The sequence below is a fragment of the Caproicibacterium argilliputei genome, from assembly GCF_029211325.2.
GTDB lineage: Bacteria > Bacillota > Clostridia > Oscillospirales > Acutalibacteraceae > Caproicibacterium > Caproicibacterium argilliputei.
Genome location: NZ_CP135996.1, coordinates 2,360,008 through 2,383,561 on the forward strand (window position 1 = coordinate 2,360,008; position 23,554 = coordinate 2,383,561).

At 53.6% G+C, this 23,554-nt stretch carries 19 protein-coding genes; 7 read left to right on the plus strand and 12 right to left on the minus strand.

From position 1 onward, the window contains the following. Positions 1–8: 8 nt before the first annotated feature. The 5 genes from PXC00_RS11350 to PXC00_RS11370 all read left to right on the plus strand — a co-directional run bounded on the left by PXC00_RS11350 (position 9) and on the right by PXC00_RS11370 (position 6,206). On the plus strand, positions 9–1,199 hold the full coding sequence (locus PXC00_RS11350; RefSeq protein WP_275846808.1) for an aminotransferase-like domain-containing protein: 1,191 nt from the start codon (positions 9–11) through the stop codon (positions 1,197–1,199). A gap of 376 nt (positions 1,200–1,575) precedes the next feature. Continuing rightward, entirely contained in the window at positions 1,576–2,583 is a 1,008-nt protein-coding gene (gene trpS, locus PXC00_RS11355) for a tryptophan--tRNA ligase (protein ID WP_316934975.1), read from the plus strand. Positions 2,584–2,847: 264 nt separating this feature from the next. Continuing rightward, positions 2,848–3,927, plus strand: a complete 1,080-nt coding sequence (locus tag PXC00_RS11360) for a lysylphosphatidylglycerol synthase transmembrane domain-containing protein (RefSeq protein WP_275846796.1) — start codon at positions 2,848–2,850, stop codon at positions 3,925–3,927. A gap of 63 nt (positions 3,928–3,990) precedes the next feature. After that, positions 3,991–5,067: a lysylphosphatidylglycerol synthase transmembrane domain-containing protein gene (locus PXC00_RS11365; RefSeq protein WP_316934976.1), complete on the plus strand. Its 1,077-nt coding sequence runs from the start codon at positions 3,991–3,993 to the stop codon at positions 5,065–5,067. A gap of 32 nt (positions 5,068–5,099) precedes the next feature. Continuing rightward, positions 5,100–6,206 carry a lysylphosphatidylglycerol synthase transmembrane domain-containing protein gene (locus tag PXC00_RS11370; protein WP_275846792.1) on the plus strand — a complete coding sequence of 369 codons (1,107 nt, stop codon included), beginning with the start codon at positions 5,100–5,102 and terminating at the stop codon, positions 6,204–6,206. Between the two features lie 25 nt (positions 6,207–6,231). Here PXC00_RS11370 and PXC00_RS11375 read toward each other — a convergent pair whose 3' ends face one another. Then, positions 6,232–8,889: a cation-translocating P-type ATPase gene (locus tag PXC00_RS11375; RefSeq protein ID WP_275846790.1), complete on the minus strand. Its 2,658-nt coding sequence runs from the start codon at positions 8,887–8,889 to the stop codon at positions 6,232–6,234. 354 nt (positions 8,890–9,243) lie between these two features. Here PXC00_RS11375 and PXC00_RS11380 point away from each other — a divergent pair, with 354 nt between their 5' ends. Continuing rightward, complete coding sequence (locus tag PXC00_RS11380) at positions 9,244–9,480, plus strand: DUF6514 family protein (RefSeq protein ID WP_275846788.1); 237 nt, start codon at positions 9,244–9,246, stop codon at positions 9,478–9,480. Positions 9,481–9,611: 131 nt separating this feature from the next. Here PXC00_RS11380 and PXC00_RS11385 read toward each other — a convergent pair whose 3' ends face one another. The 4 genes from PXC00_RS11385 to PXC00_RS11400 all read right to left on the minus strand — a co-directional run bounded on the left by PXC00_RS11385 (position 9,612) and on the right by PXC00_RS11400 (position 14,167). Beyond that, positions 9,612–11,486, minus strand: a complete 1,875-nt coding sequence (locus tag PXC00_RS11385) for a hypothetical protein (RefSeq protein WP_275846786.1) — start codon at positions 11,484–11,486, stop codon at positions 9,612–9,614. Further along, complete coding sequence (locus PXC00_RS11390) at positions 11,461–12,360, minus strand: ABC transporter ATP-binding protein (protein ID WP_275846784.1); 900 nt, start codon at positions 12,358–12,360, stop codon at positions 11,461–11,463. Before PXC00_RS11390 ends, PXC00_RS11385 begins: the two co-directional genes overlap by 26 nt. Then, a complete protein-coding gene (locus tag PXC00_RS11395; protein WP_275846782.1) occupies positions 12,357–12,728 on the minus strand; it encodes a GntR family transcriptional regulator in 372 nt (123 codons plus the stop codon). Before PXC00_RS11395 ends, PXC00_RS11390 begins: the two co-directional genes overlap by 4 nt. Before the next feature lie 140 nt (positions 12,729–12,868). Continuing rightward, positions 12,869–14,167: a glycoside hydrolase family 27 protein gene (locus tag PXC00_RS11400; protein WP_275846779.1), complete on the minus strand. Its 1,299-nt coding sequence runs from the start codon at positions 14,165–14,167 to the stop codon at positions 12,869–12,871. A 210-nt stretch (positions 14,168–14,377) separates the two neighbouring features. On the opposite strand from PXC00_RS11400, the gene PXC00_RS11405 reads away from it, so the two are divergent. Continuing rightward, complete coding sequence (locus tag PXC00_RS11405) at positions 14,378–15,262, plus strand: aldose 1-epimerase family protein (protein ID WP_316934977.1); 885 nt, start codon at positions 14,378–14,380, stop codon at positions 15,260–15,262. Between the two features lie 75 nt (positions 15,263–15,337). Here PXC00_RS11405 and PXC00_RS11410 read toward each other — a convergent pair whose 3' ends face one another. The 7 genes from PXC00_RS11410 to PXC00_RS11440 form a co-directional block, all read right to left on the minus strand. Then, positions 15,338–16,255 (minus strand): ArsR/SmtB family transcription factor, encoded by a 918-nt coding sequence (locus PXC00_RS11410; protein WP_275846778.1) that lies wholly within the window; start codon positions 16,253–16,255, stop codon positions 15,338–15,340. Positions 16,256–16,380: 125 nt separating this feature from the next. Beyond that, the gene (locus tag PXC00_RS11415) at positions 16,381–17,943 is read right to left on the minus strand and encodes an arabinan endo-1,5-alpha-L-arabinosidase (RefSeq protein WP_316934978.1); all 1,563 of its coding nucleotides are present in this window, start codon (positions 17,941–17,943) and stop codon (positions 16,381–16,383) included. A gap of 11 nt (positions 17,944–17,954) precedes the next feature. Continuing rightward, entirely contained in the window at positions 17,955–19,436 is a 1,482-nt protein-coding gene (gene arfA, locus PXC00_RS11420) for an arabinosylfuranosidase ArfA (protein WP_316934979.1), read from the minus strand. A gap of 27 nt (positions 19,437–19,463) precedes the next feature. Further along, positions 19,464–20,339: a carbohydrate ABC transporter permease gene (locus PXC00_RS11425; protein WP_275846733.1), complete on the minus strand. Its 876-nt coding sequence runs from the start codon at positions 20,337–20,339 to the stop codon at positions 19,464–19,466. Positions 20,340–20,353: 14 nt separating this feature from the next. After that, positions 20,354–21,295 carry a carbohydrate ABC transporter permease gene (locus PXC00_RS11430; RefSeq protein ID WP_275846735.1) on the minus strand — a complete coding sequence of 314 codons (942 nt, stop codon included), beginning with the start codon at positions 21,293–21,295 and terminating at the stop codon, positions 20,354–20,356. 111 nt (positions 21,296–21,406) lie between these two features. Further along, positions 21,407–22,828, minus strand: a complete 1,422-nt coding sequence (locus PXC00_RS11435; RefSeq protein ID WP_275846736.1) for an ABC transporter substrate-binding protein — start codon at positions 22,826–22,828, stop codon at positions 21,407–21,409. A 438-nt stretch (positions 22,829–23,266) separates the two neighbouring features. After that, on the minus strand, positions 23,267–23,539 hold the full coding sequence (locus PXC00_RS11440) for a DUF6171 family protein (RefSeq protein ID WP_275846738.1): 273 nt from the start codon (positions 23,537–23,539) through the stop codon (positions 23,267–23,269). Positions 23,540–23,554: the final 15 nt, after the last annotated feature.

Sequence of the window (23,554 nt, forward strand, 5' to 3'; positions counted from 1 at the left end):
TGATAGGAATGGAGTACCGCTTTTCCGACCGTGTCAGCAACTTGAAACCCTCTGCGATTCGTGAAATCTTTAAATACGCCACAGACCCCGCAGTCATTTCGCTTTCTGCGGGCAATCCAGCGCCAGACGCGTTTCCGGTGGACGCCGTGCGCGCGTGCAGCGAAGCCGTTCTGCAGGAACAGCCGATTGACGCCCTGCAGTACAGCGTGACCGAAGGCTTGCCTGCCCTGCGGGAAGACGTTGCCGTCTTTCTGAAGCAGCACTGCAGCATTGCCACCCCCGGCGACGCCGTACTCATTACCAGCGGTGCCGAGCAGATTATGGACCTGCTCGGCAAGTCTGTCCTGAACGAAGGCGACACGGTTGTGTGCGAGGAACCCAGCTTTATCGGCGCGCTCAACTCCTTCCGTTCCTATAATGCCGTCCTCAAGGGGGTTCCCATGCAGGAAGACGGCATGGATCTCGCCAAGTTGGAAGAAATTCTGAAAACGGACAAGCGGGTAAAGTTTATCTACACCATTCCCAATTTTCAGAATCCCACTGGTCTGACCACCAGTTGGGAAAAGCGGCGCGGCATTTACGCACTGGCGCAGAAATACAACACCCTGATTCTGGAGGACAACCCTTACGGCGACCTGCGCTTTGCCGGTGAAGCAATTCCCGCCATCAAAACCTTAGACACTGAAGGCCGCGTTCTGTATGCCGGAACATTCAGCAAAACCATTTCTCCCGGTATGCGCGTCGGCTTTGCGGCAGGCGGCAGCGCTCTGATTCAGAAGATGGTGGTTTGCAAGCAGGGCAGCGATGTGCACACCAACATCTGGAGCCAACTGGTCATTCACCGCTTTCTGCACGGATGGGACTTTGAAAAACATCTTAAAAACCTACAGAAGATTTATGCGCAGAAGTACGCCGTTGCCGAAAAGGCCCTGCGCGAAACCGCACCCCTGCTCGCGTTCCGGCCGATTGAGGGCGGGCTGTTTCTGTGGTGCACGCTGCCGGATTCCATTCCCATGCCGGCGTACTGCAAAGCGGCGGTTCTGCACAAGGTCTGTGTCGTGCCCGGCAACGCATTTTTGACAGACGAAACGCAGCCCTGCCAAAGCTTCCGCATCAATTACTCCTCACCGACCAACGAGGACTTAGCCCGCGGCATCGCCATTCTCGGCGAACTGGCGGCAAAGTGGCCGAACGCTTGACAAAGCGGCCGCCCTGCCCTATAATAGCCACAAAGCTATAGACAGTAAAAACCTGTGAGAAAGACGAGTAAGCGGGTTTGCCGCCCCCACAGAGAACCGGAACAGGTGCAAACCGGTGTCGCGGCACCCGCCGAATGGACTTTTGAGGGTAAACCGAACGGCAGCTTCTGCCCAGTAGGGGAACCGGGGCTTTCCGCCCGTTATCCCGGAGTGTGCGGCTTGGCACAAAAAGCGGGCGCGTTGCGCCAATTTGGGTGGTACCGCAGAAGTTTACGCTTCTGTCCCTTGCAGAAAGGGGCAGAAGCTTTTTTCTTAAACACCCTGTGCCGCCTCTGCACAACCGGTACGCAAACGAACGCATCAGGAGGATGATTCTATGGAAAACCAACCAGCAGAACGCAGAAAGCGCGTTTTCAGCGCCATTCAGCCCAGCGGCAGCGTCACGCTCGGCAACTATTTGGGCGCCCTTAAAAACTGGGCAGCGCTGCAGAAGGAGTACGACTGCATTTTTGCACTTGCCGACCTGCACACCATCACTGTGCGGCAGGAACCCGCCAAACTGCGCCGCAATACCCTGGAGGCTTACGCCCTGCTTCTGGCGTGCGGCATTGACCCCAAGCGCAGCCCGTTTTTCCTGCAGAGCCACGTGGCGGCGCACTCGCAGCTTGCCTGGATTTTAGACTGCTACACCCAGTTCGGTGAGCTGCAGCGCATGACACAGTTTAAGGACAAATCCAAAAAGCACGCCGACAACATCAATGCCGGTCTGTTTACCTACCCCAGCCTGATGGCTGCCGATATTCTGCTGTACCAGGCAGACCTGGTGCCGGTCGGGGAGGACCAAACCCAGCACGTGGAGCTGACCCGCAACATCGCGGATCGTTTTAACAATGCCTACTCCCCCACGTTTACCCTGCCGAATGCTCTGGTGCTCAAGGGCGGCCGCCGCATCATGAGCCTGCAAGACCCCCTGCACAAAATGAGCAAGAGTGATGAAAACGTCAACGGCTGTGTGTACGTTCTGGACAAGCCGGAGGATATTCTGCGCAAATTCAAACGCGCCGTCACCGACAGCGAGGCCAGCATTCACTACGGCGAGGGCAAAGCGGGCATCAACAACCTGATGGATATTTACGCCTGTGTCACCGGCGAAAGCTATGCGGAAATCGAGCATGACTTTGCCGGAAAGGGCTACGGCGACTTTAAGCAGGCAGTCGGTGAGGCCGTCATCGAGCATCTGCGCCCCATTCAGGAGCGCTTCGCACAGTACAGTGGCGATAAAGCTTACCTGCAGCAGTGCTGGGACGCGGGCGCGGAGCAAGCGGCGCGGATTGCCAACCGCACCCTGCAGAAAGTTATGAAAAAAGTCGGCTTCGTGCTGTAAGGCAGAACCGGCTGCAAACGTCTTCCCCCGGAGTTCCGGCAGCGCGAAGGCGTTTCTTTTTTCTGCCTGTGCATGGCGCGGCCTGTTTTTACGCAGGCTAACCTGCAGAGGCATCTGCACCAGCGGTTTTTCCCAAAATTCCTTGTACATCCCCCGAAAATGCGATATGATAGGAAACAACTACCGTATTTTCCCTTTTCCGAAAGGGTACGGGTCTGTGCTCCCAAAGCCGCCCGCCGCATACGGCAACGACTGGAGGAGGCTATGTCAAAATTCAAGAACGTCCTGAAAAAGAACCTGTTCACCATTGTTACGCTCGCCATTTCCATGGCGATTCTGCTGGTGTTTCTGTTCCGCGGGAACAGCGTACAGCAGCTTTCAAAGATTTTCAGCAGTTTAAGCGTTGGCTGGATGCTGCTTGCCTTTGCCACGCTGGCTGTCACCTGGCTGCTGGAGGGCACTGCCGACTGGCTGCTGTGCCGCCACCTGTACCCGCACTGGAGCTTTGGCCGCGCCTTTATGATTGGAATGACCGGCTTGTTTTACAGCGCGGTCACGCCCTTTTCAACCGGCGGGCAGCCCATGCAGATTTATTATATGTCCAAAATGGGGATGCAGCCGGGCCACAGCGCCGCGGTCATTTCTGTCAAGACCATCACCTACCAGATCACGATGGTTCTGTTTTCTCTGCTGCTCATCGGCAGCGAGCTGCCCTTTTTCGTACGCAATGTCAGTAATCTGGCGTTTCTGACGCTTTTCGGGGTGGTTTCTAATGTGCTCTTTATTCTGGCGGTCGTGCTGGTTTCTGTAAATGCCGGCTTCATCTACCGGCTGCTGCACAGCCTGCTGAATCTGCTCGGCAAAATGCATTTGGTCAAGGAGCCGGAAAAGAAATATGCATCCATCATTGCGCACTTGGACACGTTTCACGCCGGCTTCAAGGTCATGGGGCGAAACTGGAAGCTTTACCTTGCCGTCTGCCTGCTGACCGTCGTGCAGATTTTCGTCAGCAGTTCCGTAACCTACTGCATTTACCGGGCGTTTCACCTGCGCGGCGCCACGCTGCTGGTCATGATCGCGGCGCAGGTCTTTGCTAACATGGTGGCAGCGTTCGTGCCGCTGCCGGGCGGCTCCGGTGGGGCGGAGGTTTCCTTTTCCGCGTTCTGCCATGTCTTCTTTCAGAACCTGCTGACACCGGCGCTGCTGGTTTGGCGTCTGCTGACCTACTACGGCAGTATTCTGTTCGGGTGTATTTTTGTCTTTGCCGGTGCACGCAAATATGTTGGCGCCGTACCGCCGAAAGACACCGGCGGCACATCCGCCGTCGAAAAAAAATCCGCATAAGGCGCAGTGGTCACAAAAGTCCTTTGCACTGTCTGCCGGGATTGAGAAACGGGAGAAGTTTGTATGTCAAAGTTTCTGCGGCTTTTGAAAAAGCATTTATTTACCATCCTTGTGCTGTCCATCACCATGGGCATTCTTCTCTTTTCGCTGTTCCGTGAAAAGAGTCTGCCGGAGCTGGCACACATCTTCAGTTCCCTGAGTCCGTACTGGATGCTGATGGCTGCGGCAACACTGGTGGGCACATGGCTGATGGAGGCGCTGTGCAACTGGCTGCTGTGCCGCCACCTGTACCCCGGCTGGACCTACGGAAAATCCTTTATGATTGGCATTACCGGCATTTTTTACGCCTGCATCACCCCTGCCGCCATGGGCGCCCAGCCCATGCAGATTTACTATATGTCCAAAATGGGCATGGAGGGCGCCAAAAGCGCCGCTATTATCTCTGCTAAAACCATTACACACCAAACCACGATGGTTGTTTTTTCGCTGATTCTCATCTGTACAGAGCTGCCGTTCTTTGTAAAGAACGTGTCAAACCTCGCTGTTTTCACCGTATTTGGTCTGGCAACCAACATTCTCTTCATTGCCGGTGTCGTACTGGTTTCCGTACGGGTCAAATTCATCTACCGGTGGCTGCACGCCGTGATACGCTGGCTCGGAAAAATCCACCTGCTCAAGGAACCTGAGAAGAAATATGAAAGCGCAATCCAACAGTTGGATTCCTTTCACGACGGATTTGAAACCATGGGGCACAGCTGGAAGCTGTACCTGGCGGTCTGCCTCATCACCGTGGTACAGCTGGTTTTCGGCAGTCTGGACACCTACTTCATTTACCGGGCATTTCACCTTTCCGGTGCGCCTGCCAGCCAGATTGTTTCCGCAGAGGTTTTTGCAACCATGGTCATCGCCTTCGTCCCGCTGCCCGGCAACGCAGGCGGCGCGGAGCTTTCCTTTGATGCATTCTGCCGTATTTTCTTCGGCAGCCTGACCACCCCCGCCATGCTGGTCTGGCGTCTGCTGACCTACTATGGCTCCATTGTGTTCGGTTTGCTGTATGTTTCCATCGGCGCCCGCAAATATCTGCATACCCGTCCGGATTCCTCTGCCGCTTCTCTGCCGCCGGACGGCGATGCCCCTTGAGCGGCAGGCAACAGACTTCTGGAGGTCGGCTCATGTATAAACTCAAACGGTTTTTCAAGCGTTACTGGGTAACGATTCTGACGCTTGTCCTGACCATGACCATTCTACTGACGCTTCTGTTCCGCAAGGATACCCCGCAGAACACCCTGCAAATCATGAAGCATCTGCGCCCTTTCTGGGTGCTGCTGACATTCGGCACCGTGGCAGCCACCTGGCTGCTGGAGGGCGCGGTATACTGGATGCTGGCGCGGCGCCTGCACCCGGGATGGGCGTACGGGCAGGCGTTTCTGGTTGCCATGTCCGGCATTTTTTACGGCTCTATCACGCCGCTTTCTTCCGGCGGGCCACCGATGCAGCTGTACTGCATGAATAAAATGGGCATTGCACCCGGCGAAAGCGCCGCTGTGATTTCAGCAAAATCAGTCACTTACCAAATCACCATGTTTCTGTTTTCCCTCTCCATGATCTGCACAGCACTGCCGTTTTTTACGCAGAATGTTTCAAAAATGATGTGGCTGACCGCCTTTGGCCTGCTTGCCAATGTTGTTCTGATTGCCGGTCTGCTGCTGGTCTCGTTCAAGGCTGACCTCATCACCCGACCGCTGCAGGCGATTCTGCGCGGCCTTGCCAAGCTGCACTTGGTCAAAAACCCGGAGCAGACCGGCAGCCGCATCACCGGGCAGTTCGACACATTCCGTGAGGGATTCCGCACCATCGGCCGCGGCTGGAAACTGTACCTTGCCATCTGCGCCATCACCGTCATCCAGCTGGCCGTCGGCAGTTTGGACACATACTGCGTTTACCGTGCGTTCGGCTTTCACGATGCATCGCCGTGGCTGCTGATGTCCGCGAAAATCTTTGCTATGATGGTTGCCTCCTTGGTTCCGCTGCCGGGTAACTCCGGTGGCTTTGAGGCCGCTTTCAATGCCTTTTTCCGCATTTTCTTCAGCACCATGATTACCCCTGCGCTGCTTGTGTGGCGCGTGGTGACCTACTACGCCGGCATGGCGGTGGGCTTTCTGGTGGTTTCGGCTTTGACACGCCGCTACATCGGCAGCCCGCTGCCGCATCTGTTCCACGCTGCCAGCCATTCTTTCTCCCGCAAAAAAAGGAAAAAACCGCGGCAGCCGCTGTCCTGACAGCAGCATCCCCGCGGAAATCTTCTTACGATGCTTCCGTGCGCTTTGCTTCGGCAGAGCCGGCGGAAGTTTTCTTTTTCTGCAGCGGCTTCTGCGCGCCCTGAGGATGTCCGTGGATGCCGCGCTGAATCCCTTTTTCCAGCTCAACAATGGCAATCGGACACACGGAAAGCGCCAGAGTCACCAACCATTGCAGCGGCGAGAGCACCGCGGTTTTAAACACAGCGGCCAGAGACGGCACAGCGACCACCGCCGCCATGGCTGCCGCGCAGGCAATAGTCGCCGCCGTCAGCTTCCGATTCTTCGGTCTGCCCGGCTCAAACAGGGAGTGCGTGTCGCTGCGCATATTATAAGCGTGCGCCAGCTGTGAAAGGCTGAGCACGGCAAAGCCCATGGTTCTGCCAATAACCGGACTTGCCGGATTGGCGTCAAAGAAGACCCTGCCAATGGTATATGCCAGCAGGGAGAGCGCCCCAATCAAACAGCCCTCCACCAGAATGGACCAACCCAGCCCGTGTGCAAAAATACTGCTGCCGCGCCGAATTGGTTTTTTCTCCATCACGCCACGGTCAATCGGCTCCACCCCCAGTGCCAGCGCTGGGAACGAGTCCGTCACCAGATTGACCCACAGCAGCTGAATAGCCACCAGCGGCAGCGGCAGCCGCAGCAGAAAGCTGGTAAACACTGCAAGCAGTTCACCCACGTTGCAGGACAGCAGAAAATGAATGGTACGGCGGATATTGCTGTAAATGCCGCGCCCCTCACGCACCGCCTCCACAATGGTGGCAAAGTTGTCATCTGCCAAAATCATATCCGCCGCACCTTTTGCCACATCTGTGCCGCTGCGCCCCATGGCACAGCCGATGTCGGCGGCTTTCAGCGCAGGCGCGTCATTGACACCGTCCCCAGTCATGGCAACCACTTCGCCACGCGTCTGAAACGCCTGCACAATGCGCACCTTATGTTCCGGAGAAACCCGCGCAAAAACGGAATAAGCATAAATCTGCTTGGTCAGGCGATCCTGCGGCATCGCGTCCAGTTCCGGCCCGGTCAGCACTTTGCCGTCTGTCAGAATGCCCAGCGTGCGGGCTATCGCCGCCGCCGTGTCCGCGTGGTCGCCGGTAATCATGACCGGACGAATCCCCGCACACCGGCAAAGGCGCACAGCTTCCCGCACCTCCGGCCGCGGCGGATCCTCCATGCCGATTAAACCGAGAAACTGCAGGCCGCTTTCCAGCGCAGCATCCGTGACCCCGCTGAGCGCGGGAAGTTCTTTGACAGCAACCGCCAGAACACGCAGCGCGCGCGCCGCCATCTCATGATTCTGCCGCGGTGCGCAGCCGGTGCGGCATAGGGGTTCCAGTACATCCGGCGCCCCTTTGACAATCACACGGAACCGCCCGTCCGGCAGGCGCACCACCACCGTCATGCGCTTCCTTGCGGAGGAAAAAGGAACTTCCCGCACGCGGGGAAATTGGCGGTCCAGCATTGCTTTGCTGCCTGCCGCTTCACACAGGGCTGTTTCCGTGGCTTCTCCGAACACGTGGCTGCCATCCACCGTACAGTTGGTACAGAGAGCCGCGGCCTCCAGCAGCCGGCGCCCACGCGGCGTATGCACCGGAATCTTACCGGAAGCATCCCGCAGTTCGGTCACAGTCATGTGGTTCTGCGTCAGCGTACCGGTTTTGTCGCTGCAGATCACACTGGCACTGCCCAACGTTTCCACTGCCATCATGTGGCGCACAATCGCTTTGCGGTCTGCCATGCGGCGCATTCCGGCTGCCAGCACAATGGTTACAACCGCCGGCAGCCCTTCCGGGATGGCGGCCACCGCAAGCGAAATGGAAGTCAAAAGCATATCCAGTGGCTGCGTTCCCTGCACCAGCCCCATGAGAAAGATAACGCCGCAAAGTGCCAGCGCCCCGATACCCAAAACTTTGCCGGTTGCCTCCAGTTTTTTCTGCAGCGGTGTCTGCGGCGGCTCCTGCGCGGTCAGCATCCGGGCGATGTGCCCCATTTGCGTCTGCATACCGGTCGCAACAACAATGCCGCGCCCGTGGCCCGCGGCAATGCTTGTCGCGGCAAAACACAGGTTGCGCCGGTCGCCCAACGGCGTTTCCGCGCGGCAAAGCACGCGCTCGTCCTTGAAAACTGCCTTGCTTTCCCCCGTCAGTGCACTTTCCTGTGCACGCAGATTGACCGCCTGCGTCAGCCGAATGTCTGCCGGCACCAAGTCGCCAGCCTCCAGCAGCACCAGATCTCCCGGCACCAGGTCTTGCGCCGGAACCTGCAAGCGCCGCCCGTCCCGCTCCACTTTTGCAAGCGGTGCGGACAAATCCTGCAGGGCAGTCAGTGCCTTTTCCGCGCGGTCTTCCTGCACCAAGCCAATCACCGCGTTAACGTTGACAATTAGGAGTATAATAATGGAGTCTATGTAATCCGCGTCTCCCTGCACCCATGAGGTCAGAAAAGACACCGCCGCCGCAAGCAGCAGGATAATGACCATAAAATCCCGAAACTGTGCCAAAAAACGCCGCAGCAGCGACTTTCCCGGTGGCGGTGTTAAAGCATTGTGTCCATAGGTTTGCAGTCTGTGCGCGGCCTGTGCCGCAGAAAGCCCCTCCGTGTGTGTGCCGGTTTCCGCCGCACATTGCTCCGCAGAGAGTGTGTGCCATTGCTTCATTGGATTGTCATCCTCCCGCATTTAAAACTCTGTGCAATATGTCCTTAATTCATTACGAATAGTAAAAATTATTAGCATCAATTTCGCTTAGTTTTCCACTTTTGCACACCTATTATACAAAATTTTCTCTTTTTCTTGCCGCATATACCATCTGTATCCTTATTAAAGGTTTTCGAGCCCTATATCTTGATGGTTCTGGAAAACTAAAATTTCTCTTTTTTCTCTCTTGCATATGTATGTGAAACCAAGTACGATTATACTTGCACAGACAAAATCGCAGGGTTTCACAGGACAACGTATGTGACCGTTTGTCACAGCATTCACAAGCAAAAAGAGAAATAAGGAGAATCAAAAATGACAAAAGAAGAAATCGGTAAGACCGCAGTTGGCAACACACAGCTCATCTACTACGTTTATGGCACAGACGGAAGCTTTGGGGTCGCAATCTCGGAAATTAAAACCGAATCTGCTTCCGGCACAGTATCGGGTAATCGTGACCGGGCGGTCAACCTTGCGCAAACGCTGCTCCGCAACACGGTCTTTCCGGAAAACCTGTCTGAGGTACTGGAAGATTACAGCTTTCCTGACTAACACCGGTTTTTGCACCGGCGTGCGCGCCACCGCTTTGGCTTCAGCAAAACGGACAAAAACACAAAACACAATTCGCCTATAAAAACGAAAGCCCCGGAGTAAAAATCCGAGGCTTTCGTTTTTTCTCTATTCTATTTGAGTATGCCTTTTTCTTTCAAAAATGCACGCAGGTGCACGGCTTCCGGCGGCAACTCCTCATTGAGGGTACCGAAACTGACCGGCTCGGTGGTGCCGAGCGTTTTTTCAAGCTTGCTGCCGGCTTTTGGCGTGATATTCGATGTGGTATCAATCTCTATGTAATCATCGGCAGTCTTTTCGTCTTTCCCTGTAAACAAACTGGTATACGGTTTAAGCACGTCTTCATCGGCCAGTATTGCCTGCTGCAGTTCCAGTGCTTCCGACGCAGTCAGCGTATACTTCTTCGACTGTGCCTTCGTTTGTGCATTCCTGCTGAAGATATATACCGACTGCAAATCCTCCGGCTCCAGCAGGGTCATAGCAAACACGCTTTGCCGGACCTCTGCCAGATCGGTAATCCGCACAAAGTTTTCATTCGTGTGCGCTGATGAACCGGCGTAGTAAATGCGTGTCAGTGTTTTTCCATTCTTCAAATGGTAAGTCAACGAAAGCGGGTGATCCGTGCGGTTGATAATTCCATAAGTATACGGCTTGTGTGTGGAAACAAAGTCGTCGGCTATGCTGCGGTGCGCATTCGCCAGCGCCTGAATTTCGCTTTCTTCTGTCACCTTGGCCGGTACCGGATGGCTTGAGCCGGTCATACGTCCATCAACCTCTTTCACATCGGTCATGTAATACGTCGTCCCGAACTCCCCGACCTCCACGGAAGAAACATCCGCTGCCTGCGGAACATTCGTAACGAACCCTGTCACGTCATTTGTCACGCACAGAATGACCAACACCCAGGCTCCTACAAAAATGCCCAACGCCGGCAGCATTTTTTTCATGGTATGGAACCCGCGGCTGAAAATAACCTCCAACAGCAGGAACGTCAGGAGGCCGCCGAGGGCAATGCCCTGCAGGCACAAATTCGGATACACATTTGCCAGTACCATGCCGCCCAGCAGCGCCGCCGCTGTGGAAACCAAAAACTGAATCACCAGTTTGGGCACCGGAAAAGCAAAGCTGCTTTCGGCGCTCTCGCTTTTCCGGCGGCGGTACAGAACCGCCGCCGCGACAAGCACCAACACGCCGAACAGAAGCCAGTAAAGCAAAGTGCCGCCCGCCGAAGCCCCCTGCTCGCCGGAAATCAGCAAATACGGAGCAAGCAGCGCCGCGCCGCCGGGCGAGAACAATGTAGCGGGCAGGCTTGCTGCCTGCAGCAAGGCACTGGAATCATCCACAAAGCCCGGCAGAATATTGCACAGCAGCGCATTGCTCAGCCACAGCAGCATCGGCCAGCACAGATTGATGACGATGATGGACAGAATCGTGTTAAAGGTATTGCCGCAGCAAACGCAGACAAAAATGCTGAAGCTCAGCGCCGCAAAAAGCGGCAGCGCCAACTTTGCAAACAAGCCGACGGTACAGCCGGCCTGCGCCGCCAATCCGTTTGCCGCAACCACCGCGTCATTCAGCACACAGCCGACAAACAGCGGCAGCAGCACAACCACCAAGGATGTTCCCCAGCGGCCCAGCAGCATCGGCACCCGCCCCACCGGCACGGCGTGCAGCAAGTCCAGTGCGCGGCGGCTGTGCATATAGCTGAACAACGTCCCGATTAAAACCAAAATCAGCAGCAGCTCTATCGCAGCCGCCGCCATTCCCTGCACAAGCAGTGCGCTGGATCCATTGTATTGGTACCAGTCGATCGTGGCGTTCTGCACGCCCTCCCGCACATGGGAAAGCTGCATTCCCGTCATGAGCGGAAACAGAACCAGACAGGCAACCAGATTGATGCCCAGCAGGCCGCGCTCCGCTTTCAGCGACCAGAGAAATGTTTGAATGCCCTCCCGCAAGCGCTCACGCAAGGATACTGTCAATGTCATACCCGTTCACCTCCATTTCGCAGATAAAGACTTCCTCCAGCGTCAGCGGCAGTGCCTCTGACGCCAAAGGATGCAAAGATTCCAGAACCGCCAAAGCTTCTTCACGGCTGTTTTGCACAACCAGCTCCAAAATGGAGCCCTGCACCTTGCTCTGCAGAATTTTCAGCTTGGTCAGCGACGCCGGATCAATCATCGGGCGGAACACCGCCTGCACTTTGCAGATACCAAGCTTCAGGTCATCCAGTTCGCGCTCAAACAGCACGCCGCCTTTGTGAAACAGCCCGATGTGATCTGAAAAGTCCTCCAGTTCGCGCAGGTTATGACTGGCAATCAGTACGGTCATACCGCGGTCGCTCACTTCGCCGGAAACCAGCCGCTTGAGCAGCTGGCGCATGACCGGGTCCAGTCCGTCAAAAATTTCATCCAGCAGCAGGTAATCCGGCTGGCAGGCAAGCGCGCAAATCAGCGCCGCCTGCCGCTGCATCCCTTTGCTCATCTGCCCCATCTGTTGCTTGGCATGAAGCGGAAAAAGGCGCAGCATCCGCTGATAGGTGTCCTCACTCCAGTGCGGGTACAGCATACGATAGTACGCTGCCATTTTCTCCACGGTGGCACGCGGAAAAAAGTACGGATAGTCGCTGATGAAAAACACCCGCTGCTTAACCTTGCTGTTTTCAAACGGAGACACACCGTCAATTTCCAGCCTGCCGCCATCTGCGTGGTAAACCCCCGCCAGCAGCCGCAGGAAAGTGCTTTTTCCCGCGCCGTTGCTGCCCACCAGCCCATAAATGGAACCGGAACCGATGGAAACGCCGATATGATCCAGCGCTGTCACTGCGCCGAACGTTTTTGTCAGGTCTTGTGCTTCAATCATGTTGCTTTCCCTCCCAGCGCGGCGCGTATCGCCGCCAAAATATCCTCTTCTGTCAGTCCCGCGTTCCGTGCTTCCCGCACAGCTGCCGCCAGCTGCTTTTTTGCATGGTTCTGCTGCTGCGTGACAGCGGCCGGGTCGTTAGTCAAAAAGGAGCCCTTGCCGGGCACCGAGCAGATAATGCCATCCCGCTCCAGCAGCTGATACGCTTTCTGCACCGTGGCAGGATTCACGCCCAGCTCCTGCGCAAGCGCACGCACGCTGGGCAGCTGCGTTTCGCCGTTAAAACCGCCGAACGCCGCCATCTTTGTGACGGCATGATACAGCTGCTCATAAATCGGTTCGCCGCTTCTATAATCCAAATGAAACACCTAATCACCTCCAAGGCAATCATGGAATCTTTTCTGCAGAACAGCATAGCACGCATCTGTATGATTGTCAATAGTACAGTTCATACGCATATATAAAAAAAGGCAGCCCCCCAGAAGAGGCTGTCTAACACAAAACGAAGTTAGTGCGCCCGCGTTAACTTCAGCAGGGCTGCACCATGCGGCGCCAGCAAAGCAGACACGCTGCCTTGCACCGCGCCAAGATCTTTTTTCTGCCACAGGTCGCGCACCCATGCACTGGAAAGCTCCAGTTCGCTCAGTGGGCAGGAAACTTCCGCCTGCGCGTCACACAGGTTAAACAATGCCAGGTAACGCCCTTCGTCATCATCCACACTGGTCCAAACCGCTTGTGTATCGTCCCGTACCAGCTGACAGGCATCGTGGGAATGTTTGAGCAGATGCAGAACTTCCGCATTGGTCAGCAGCGAGAGCGTCCAGTTGTCACAGTCCGGCAGGTTGCCACCCATCATCAGCGGTGACCGAAAAATACTCCAAAGCGTCATCATGGTCACCTGCTCCGCGCGGGTAAAGTTGGTTTTCCTGCCGCTGTGAAAGCCCATGCCGATGCGCCCAAGCGGCAGCATATCGCAGTCCGGCCAGCAGCCGGGAGAAACGTGCTTCTGCCAGACCTCACAGCGCTCAAACATCGCCTTGAGCAGTTCCCACTTGTCCCAGAAATCATCGGTAACGCGCCACATATTTGCGTGCTTTTCCATGTGCCACGCCTTTTCAATGACCGCCGGCCCGGGCGACAGGCTCAGCACCATGTCACGGCCGCTGCGGTCAATGGCGCGGCGAATCATTTCGATTTCTTTTTCTGCCGAATAGGGATTGTTCGGGTACATATTCGTATTGCAAATATCATCCACCTTGACGAAGTCCACACCCCAAGCGGCATACAGCTGAAAAATGGAGTCATAGTATGCCTGCGATTCCGGTTTTTGGGGGTCCAGTCCATACATATCGCCGTTCCAACAGCTGATGGAGTGAAACAGCGCCACCTGGTCGGCAGTCACATCTGTGCCCAACACCGGCAGATGCTCATGCACCGCCTGCCGCGGAATGCCGCGCATGATATGAATGCCGAACTTCAGCCCCATGCTGTGGATTTTCTCGGCAATCGGCGCGAACCCCGCGCCGCCCGCCGCCGAGGGGAAGCGGTTTTCCGCCGGCATCTGGCGGCCGTATTCGTCCAGCGTCAGACGGGCAAAGTTGCGGTACTCCCGCTCACCGGTGCCGGCAAGCGGTTCTGACCACTGGATGTCGCAGACCACGTACTCCCAGCCAAACGGCTTCAAATGCGCCGCCATATAGTCGGCGTTTTCCAGCAGCTGTTTTTCGTTCACGGTTGCAGCCCAGCAGTCCCAGCTGTTCCACCCCATCGGCGGGGTCATGGCCACTTTGTCTTTTTTGCGCAGCATTCTGTGTTCCTCCCTTGTGCACTGCCCAAGCAGCGCTGTTCTCATGGCTTCCGAATGGATTTCCCCGTTATTCTAACGCCTGTGCAGATGCTTTGCAAGCCGTTTCAGAAATTTTCGGTCGTTTTTTCCGCGTCTTTACAAACAGTTTGGCAACTGTTAGAATAAAATTACGGTATACTCCGAATTTTATACGGAAAGCAGTGGCTTTTGATGATTACATCCCTGCAAAGCAGTTCTTTTACCGTCAAAGTAGATTCCCTCGGCGCACAGCTGAGCAGCCTTGCCCTGGACGGGCGGGAGTACCTGTGGCAGGGCGACCCCAAATGGTGGCCGCGCCGCGCGCCGATTCTGTTCCCGATTGTCGGCAGTCTGCGCGGCGGGCAGGCTGTTTCCGAAGCAGGTCCCTGCCGCATGGGCCGTCACGGGCTTGCACGCAATCTGGAACACACCATACTGCGGCAGAGCACAGATTCCGTACTTTATGAGCTGGTATCCAGCGCGGAAACTCTGCGGCAGTACCCCTACCCGTTTCGTCTGCAGATGTGCTACCGTATTTTAAAGCCCGGCACCTTAGAAACACGTTTTTCGGTGACCAACACCGGCACGCTGCCCCTGCCTTTTGTCGTGGGCGGTCACCCGGCGTTTCAAGTGCCGGTCGGTCAAGCGTCCGGCGAAGCCTTTACGGATTACAGTCTGCATTTTTCGCAGGAAATGACCTGCTCCTCTCCGATGCTTGCCGAAACAGATGGTCTGCTGGATTTTTCCCGGCGCGTTCCGGTACTGAACCATGCGGCAGTCCTGCCGCTGCGGCACAGCCTGTTTGACCACGACGCACTGGTACTGGAAAAGGTGCCCGACCGCACCGTCACGCTGCGCGGCGGCAAAAGCGGGTACGGTGTGCGGCTGGACTTTGCCGACTTTGCATACCTCGGCATCTGGTCACCGGCCGGTGAAGCGCCCTTCGTTGCACTGGAGCCTTGGACCGGCTGCAGCACCGCGACCGATGAGGATGATTGCCTTGCCCATAAACGCGGTATGCGTCTGCTCCCTGTGGGAGAAACCGCGGAATATGCATTTACCATCACGGTTTTTTGAAGCGTTTTGGCATCATTTAAATAAGCAGCGGTATCCGGCGCAATGCGCTTGCGGGTACCGCTGCTTTCTTCTGGACTATGCCTGATTCTCGTAAATCACGTGCAGTTTAATATCCTGATTGTAGTTTCCAAATCCGTGACCAAACAGCGTCAGCCCACCGGCGTGCACGGAATCCGCAGGCGCGGCAATGCGAAACCGGAAGTCGCTCTTTTCGTTGAGTCCCAAGCTCTGAATCGTCACGGGTGAAACCATCGCACCATCAATGAACGTACCGTGCTGGTTGACAGAAAGCAGTTTGAGCAGACCATACTGATTCCAATTTGAAAACCACCAGTCCGGCGTGTACAGCCCGCGCACTTCCCCGAAATCGCCGGGACTTGTCCAACTGCCCAGCAGGGTATCGTTCAGGTAAAAGTAAATATCGCTCGGCCAGTTTTCCGCAATGCCGGGGGCTTCCGAAGAAAGCTCCATTGAAATCTGCAGTTCCACGGGGTGCTGCCCCTCCTGCAGGTAATTTGGCAGCCGATACTCGACAAAACCGGAGCTGAACCAAAGGATACTGGCGCCCACGCGCAGCGGGTCGTCAAAATAACGCGGGTCATCGACAATACCAATCAGCGAGGAGGTATTCGCAATGCCGCAGGTCGGCTGCGCCTTATAGTCTGTATACTGCCCGATGGGAATCTCCGCAAAATAAATATTATCGGAATCAAACCGCTCGCCCAGAGAAATTGCAAAGCGGTCCTCCTTCAAAAAGCAGGCTTTGCGGGCATCCCGCTGACCGCTGACCGGTTTGATCTCCACCAGATCAGCCTCAGTCAAAATTTTCATGTTCTGTGTAATCGCCGCACGGCTGACCCCCAGCGTGTCTGCCAAATCAATCAGGCTGACGCCCTTGTGCTTATAAATATACTGCAGCATATCCACCCGCAGTTCAGAGCTAAGTGCTTTGCAAAAAGTCACCGTCTCCTCTTTTGTCAAGTATTCCCGCATAGCATACTCTCCTCTGCTTTTAATAAGAAACTTAATTATAACATGATTCCTTAAAAAATTCCATAGAAATACCCACCAAAGAACTGGTGGGTATTTCTGATGCTGCGGAAAAGACCTGCTTGTTTTTAGGTTGTGGACTTTCCCCACCATGCAACGCCGTCACTGCTCAAACCGGTAAAGCACAGGGCTGCCTTGCTGTTTTCAAGATCCCAGCAGGTTTCCGCTTTCGCGTGCAGAACGCTTCCATCCGGCAGTTTCAAAGTCAGCAGGTTCTGTCCCTCATTGTAACTCCAGCTTCCGGACTTCCCGTCAAGCTCCAGCTTGCCGGTTCCATCCTCTCCAAGCGGACTGAGAGATGCCTTCACTGACGTTTCCTGACTGTTGTCATAACTAGTGAAAGAAATGCACTCCCAATTTCCAGAAAGTGTACCCGCCGAAATTTTCTGCTCTTTTTCTCCGGCGTATCGCTCCGGACTGAGCACCGGCCAACCATCGACAAAGTACATTTTGCGTACCATCATATAATGCATCGTATACGTATCTTTGCCATCAGATTCCGTTTTATAGCAGTCGGCGCCGTCTCGAATATGATGAATGAAATAAAAGTTATCGCCATCCTGGTACGGCGAGCCGTGGCCGGGTCCGCGAAAGCCACCCCAAGCCCAGTCATCGCCGGTATATTTTTGCGTTCCGCCCGGCTTTGACGCCGTAAAGCGGTAGCTTGCGGCAAGCTTCGTTCCGGTGGTCAGACCCGTTTGCTTTTCGGTCATCTCATGACCCAAGTAATCTTTATAGGGACCGGTAACCGCCTTACTGCGGCCCACACGGATGTCATAGGTATCTCCCAACCATCCATAGGACAAAAACAGATAGTAATATCCGGTCGCCTTGTTATAAAGGATGGATGACCCCTCCGGGCCATCGATTGCGCTGCCGCCCTTATTGGCAATGCACGTTCCAAAATAATCCGCCGACTTGCGGTCGGTGTTGACCGCCATTCCGTCCGCTTTCAGCTCTTTCAGGAAAATGCCGCCGAAAAACGAGCCGTACGTCATGTACGTTTTACCTTCCGGCGTCGTCACAATTTCCGGATCAATCGCGTTTGGACCGGTCGGAGCGCCATCTTCCGCCCAGCTGCTGACAACAATGCCCCGGTTTTCAAATGGGCCTTGTGGAGAAGCCGACGTTGCAAGCCAAATGCGCGATTCGTCACTGCCAAAGGCCTTTGTTGCGGCGTAGTACAGTCGATACTGACCGTTAACATACTGCACACAGGGCGCCCAGAACGTTTCCACCGCCTTTTCGTCTGGGCCGTTGTCCTGCGCCTGCAGAATAGCTTTCTCTGACAGAGCAATTCCAACGTACTCCCAATTCACCAAATCTTTTGACCGACGAATCTGAATGCCCTTGCCCGGCTTTGTCGAATCCACCGAATTATCCGTAGAATAGGCATAGTAATATCCACTGGAAGTATCCTTAATCATGCAGGGATCATGACCGCCCACCTGTGCATTTTCGCTGTATTTTGTCGTACCAAAAGCGAAGTCTGCTTCTTTTGGCATTTGCAGTTCCTCCATCCCCGCGTGATTGGCACTTGCTCCGCAGCCAGCGGAACCCATCAGCAAAACCGCACTGAGTACCACACACATTGTTTTTCGAAATAGATGTCTTGCTTTGTTGTAACCCAAAGCGGGCCTCCTTACAATTTAAAGCGCAGCACATGATAGGACTGCGGCGGCAGAACGACGTCGCAGGTGCGCAGCGTCCCCTGCTGTACCGGAAGCTGCTTTGGCACAACCGCGTCCGGCTGCGCAAACGTATTGACAGCGGAAAGGTCACCTGCCATGCAGATGTGCTCCTGCATGGTCACTTCCCCGAAGGAACGCAGGTTCAGCGTAAGCTGCATCTCTTCCGCGCCGATGTTCAGCGCAAACACGGTGACCGTCTTTTCCTGCTCGTTGTAAACCACGCTCTGCTGCAGCAGCGGCGTTTCACCGTAGCGGCTCTCGGCGGCCGGCGCTGTGACGACCGGCTTGAGCACCGTGCCACGGCCGTACTTCGACAGATAAGCGAACGGGTAGAAAATGCTCTGCTTGAGAACGCCGCCGCCCTTTTTCGTGAAAATCGGCGCGATGACGTTGACCAGCTGCGCTAAGCACGCAATCTTCACACGGTCTGCGTGGTTCAGCAGCGTCATGCTCATCCCGGCAAACACCAGTGCATCCAACAGTGTGTAGTGGTCTTCCAGAATCTCCGGCGCCTCCTGCCACGGATGTGCCTTCTGCTTGAGCTGATACCAGACGTTCCACTCATCAAAGGAGAAGTTGATGTCTTTGCTGCCGCGCTTAAGCGCCTTGACGTAGTCTGCGGTACCCTCTAAGGTGTGAATGAAGCGGTCCATATCCACAAACGAAGCGAGGAAATCGAAGTCATTACCCTCGTTTTCGTAGTAGCGGTGCAGTGACAGATAGTCCACATAATCGTAGGTGTATTCCATCACCTTGCGGTCCCACTCCGGGTATGTCTTCTGCATGGTGCTGGCACTGCCGCAGGCGACCAACTCGATGCTGTCGTCAATCCAGCGCATGATTTTTGCGGCTTCCACTGCTTTTTTGCCGTAGTCGTCCGCATCCAGGTGGCAAATCTGCCATTCGCCGTCCATCTCGTTTCCGATGCACCAGAGCTTGATGTTCAGGGGGTCTTTATGGCCGTTCTTTGCACGCAAATCGCTCCAGTACGTGCCGCCGGGATAGTTGCAGTACTCCACCAGCTGCCCTGCGTCTTTGGGCGTGCCGGTGCCCATATTGACCGCGCCCATAATCTGCGTGCCCGCCTTTTGGCTCCAGTCGTAAAATTCATCAATGCCGAACTGGTTGCTCTCAATCGTGTGCCACGCCAAGTCCAACCGGCGCGGACGTTCCGCCTTGGGGCCAATGCCGTCTTTCCAGTCGTAACCGGAAAGAAAGTTGCCGCCGGGGTAGCGGATATGGGAAATGCCCAGCTGCTGAATAAGTTTGAGCACATCCGTCCGGTAGCCGTTTGCATCCGCCAGCGGATGCTCCGGCTCATAAATGCCTGTGTAAATGGCGCGCCCCAGATGTTCCAAAAACGAGCTGAACAGCCGGTCGTCCACCTGTGCAACGCGAAAATCCTTTTCAACGTGCAGTTTTGCCTGTTTCATTTGCTTGAATCCTTTCTAAAACCAAAATCAGCTCTTCATACCAGTAATTGCAACAGACTCAATGATGTACCGCTGGAAGAAGAAGAACAGCAACAGCGTCGGAATCATTGCAATTACGGAAGCAGCCATAATCAGCGCATAGTCGCTTTGCACCGCATAATAGGAGTTGAACGAACGAATAACCACCTGAAGAGTCCATTTGCTCTCATCCTGCAGGAAGATCGTTGGTGCAAGATAATCGTTCCAAATTCCCATAAACCACAGAATCAACTGTGTGGCAATAGCGCCCTTCATCAACGGCAGATACATTTGCCAGTAAATGCGAAAATACCCGCAGCCATCGATCTTTGCGGCCTCAATCAAGCTGGACGGTACACCACCTGCATTCTGCTGCAGGAAAAATATCATGCCGATGTTCCCAAGGCAGCCCGGAATAATCAGAGGCAGCAGGGTATCTGTCCATCCAATGTTTGTAAACATAACATACTGTGGAATCATGACTGCCGCAAATGGCATCATGATTGCTGAAAGCAGTACAAAGAAAATCACTTTCCGGCCACGGAAATGCATTTTTGAAAACGCAAAAGCCGCCAGTGTGGAACTGAAGCCGCCAAACAGCAGTACCGGTATTGCAACTGTAAAGCTGTTGATAACGCCACTAATAAAGTTGCCTTTTTGCAGCACTTCACTGTATTTTCCGAACACCCACGGATGCGGCAAAATCGAAAAATTTGCGGAAAGAATCTGATTTTTCGTCATAAACGACATAAAGACCATGTAAATCAGTGGAAATACCATTACAATCGCGCCAAGCCACAATACAATTGTAATAATAATATTGATAATGCGGGTTCTTCTAGAAGCTACTCCCCGCGGCATCGAAACAGCATTTGCCTTCGCCATTTTCTTTTCCCTCCTTATTCATCCATGGTGTTGACCCAATGTTTCTGCAGTTTGAAATTCACCAGTGTCAACACCAGGATGATGAGTGCAAGAATCCAAGCAATTGCGCAGCTGTAACCCATCGCGCCACTCTCAAATGCCTGCTGATACTCGTAAAACACAACGGTAGCCGCACTGTAGTTTGTGCCGCCGTCAGAAACCATGACTTGCACCTGTACGAAGACCTGCATACCGCCAATAAGGCTGGTAATCAAAATATAGAAAGTAACCGGGCTGATCAGCGCCAGTGTGATATGGCGGAACTTTTGCCAAGCATTTGCACCGTCAATTTCAGCCGCTTCGTAATACACGCGTGGAATGTTCTGCAAGCCTGCCAGGTATAGTACAATGCTGTTGCCCAAGCCGCCCCATACCATGAAAATAATCATGGCCACTTTGACCCAGCTTTCACTGCTCAGCCAAGCCGGCCCCTGTACGTGGAAGAACATACGCAGAATGTTGTTAAGCAAGCCGTAGTCATAGTTGTATACCCATGCCCAAAGGATGGAAACTGCAACCAATGAGGAAATCACCGGAATATAGTACATGGTGCGCAGCACACGCACACCAACAATTTTCCGGTTCATACCCATGGCCAGAAGCAAACCTAAAATCATTCCGATCGGAATGCCAATTAAGTAGATTAAGGTATTCGCCAACGATTTCCAAAACTTTTCATCTTGAAAAAGCTGCGTGTAGTTTTGAAAGCCGTTAAAAACCATATCATTCATACCGGTCCAGTCCGTTGCACTGGCTGCAACGGAAAAAAGGAGCGGATAAATTGTGAACAGCAGAAACCCGACACAGGGTAGAAGGATAAATAGATAGGCTGTGCGTTCCTCTTTCAAAGCCACCTTGCCAAGTTTCTTTTTGGGAGCCTTGGGCTGCTTTTCTGCAGCCCTCGCAGCAGTTGTCATAAGGAAAACCTCCTCGATTTTCAGCGTTATCGATAAGAAAAGAACCGCGGCAACCAGCGCGGCGGCTCTTTCTTTATTAGAACTTTCAGTGATGAGAAAACTCTAAATGTTTTATTTAGAACTTGACTTTTTGTTTTTGTTCTGCAGGGCAATCGCCTTGTCAAGATCCTTTTGCATCTTGGGCTGAATCTCTGTGATATACTGGTCAACTGTCTTTTTGCCGGACTTTACATCGGTCAAGCCATCTGTGAACGTATTGAACCAATCAGAATTGTACGTATAGGTTGTTTCTGTAAAGATTCCCTTGTAGTTATTTTCACTGCCAATGTAATTGAACATGACATCAACGTTTGAAGGATACTTGACTTTTCCCGCCTTCACAGCATTCTTAAAGTCACCCTTTGCATAGGACATAATGTTCGGCAGCTGAATGGATTCTTCGCCGGTTGCACCAGAAACTTCTTTTTGTCCGTTCAGATTTGTGGAAAGGTAAGAAATCAGTTGGAGTGCAATGTCAGGACTCTGGCACTTGCTGGAAATTGCATATCCGACTGTGCCAAGCCATGTTGTTGTTTTCCCGCTGTCACCAACCGGCCATGCGCAGAGATTCCAGTTAAACGGCAGCGTCTTTTTGTCCATGAATGCACCGACATCCCAAGTGCCGCAGCCATAGAAGCCAACCTGACCTGCCAGCCAGCGCTGATAAGGACCAACGGCGGAATCTTCCTGTACGGTCGGCGTTACTTTATATTTTGTCGTCAAGTCACAGTAGAACTGCAGAGCGTCTTTAAATGCTTTCTGCCCAACAATATCCACTTTGCTGTAATCGTCAGTCAGGTAATGTGCGCCATTGCCGTAGATGAATGGATTCAACATAAATGAATCTGCAAAACTTGCTCCCCATTGATCCGTTTTGCCGTCACCGTTTGTGTCCTTGGTGAGTTTCTGGCAAACTTTCAGGAATTCCTGATAGGTGTACGGCTTGTTGGGATCCGGATAGGCGATTCCCGCCTTGTCAAACATATCTTTGTTGTACGCATAGGCAAAGGTGGAAAGGTCTTTCGGAAGCGCATAAAGCTTGCCCTGCCCCGTCTTGCTTCCATCATAGCGGTAAGACTTGATAATGGTCGGCCAAAGATCATCAATCTTAACATCCTTGTTTTTAGCAATCAAATCATCCAACGGCATCACATAACCATTGTCGACGTAGCTGCGCACAGAATCCGGTCCAACATAAAAAATATCCGGCAGCTTTTTGGAAGTCATGGCTGCTGTCATTTTCGTGTTGTACTCATCCTGTGTCGTAACTTGAAAATTGATGTTTCCGACTTCACTTGCATGTGTTTTTTTAAACTCATTGATCAGCTTGGTGTAAACTTTCTTTTCGTGATCCTGCATATACACCAGGATATTCAGATTTGCCTTCCCATCAGCTGTTTTTGCGCCGCTGCTGCTGCTTCCGCAGCCAGCCATACTGCCTGCTACCAAAGCCGCTGAAAGCAGCAAGCTTGTAACGCGTGTAACTTTCTTCATTACAAATCCTCCCAAATGTTTTTTTGGGCGTCTCCAGCGCCCACGAAATATAATTAAGAATTTATTTAATTATATTCCTTTTGCTTTCATGAGCCAATATTAACATGATTGTTTGCCTATGTCAATGCTTTTTTGCACAAAGAAGCAAATTTTTTCTCTTTTAATTTTCCATTTCTCTGATATCTTCATAATTTTTGTTTGGAAGACTCGTACCGCAAAATTTATTGTTAAGATAATTATTATAATTAAGATTAACGAAAACTTCGAAACGAGTTCATACCATAATTGGATTATTTTTACATTTAACAACCCTGCGTATTTTCATTTCATGAATCGCTTTTTCAACTAAACGCAAAAAACAGCCCTGCCATACGGTTTTTACTCGTACCGGCAGGACTGCCGTCTGCTCCTTTTTACACCCGTGAAATACTGCATCAACTATTCGGACCAGCGTGGCGGTGTGTCCGGGCAGGTATTTGTCGCTTTTACTGCCCGCATTTCCACAAAGCAGCCGCACAGCGCGCACATACCGTTGCGCAGATTTTCACATCTGCGGCAGGTTTCCAAGCGTGCACGGTATGCAGAGTCCGGCGTTTTCACGTTCCGCGGAACCGCCGCCAAATACTCCCGCACCGTTGCAAACAGCTTCGTTTCTTCCGTCATATCTTCCAGCAGGCACCGCCTGCAGGGGGGACGGTCCAGTGTGTTCATTGCTCCCTGTCCTTT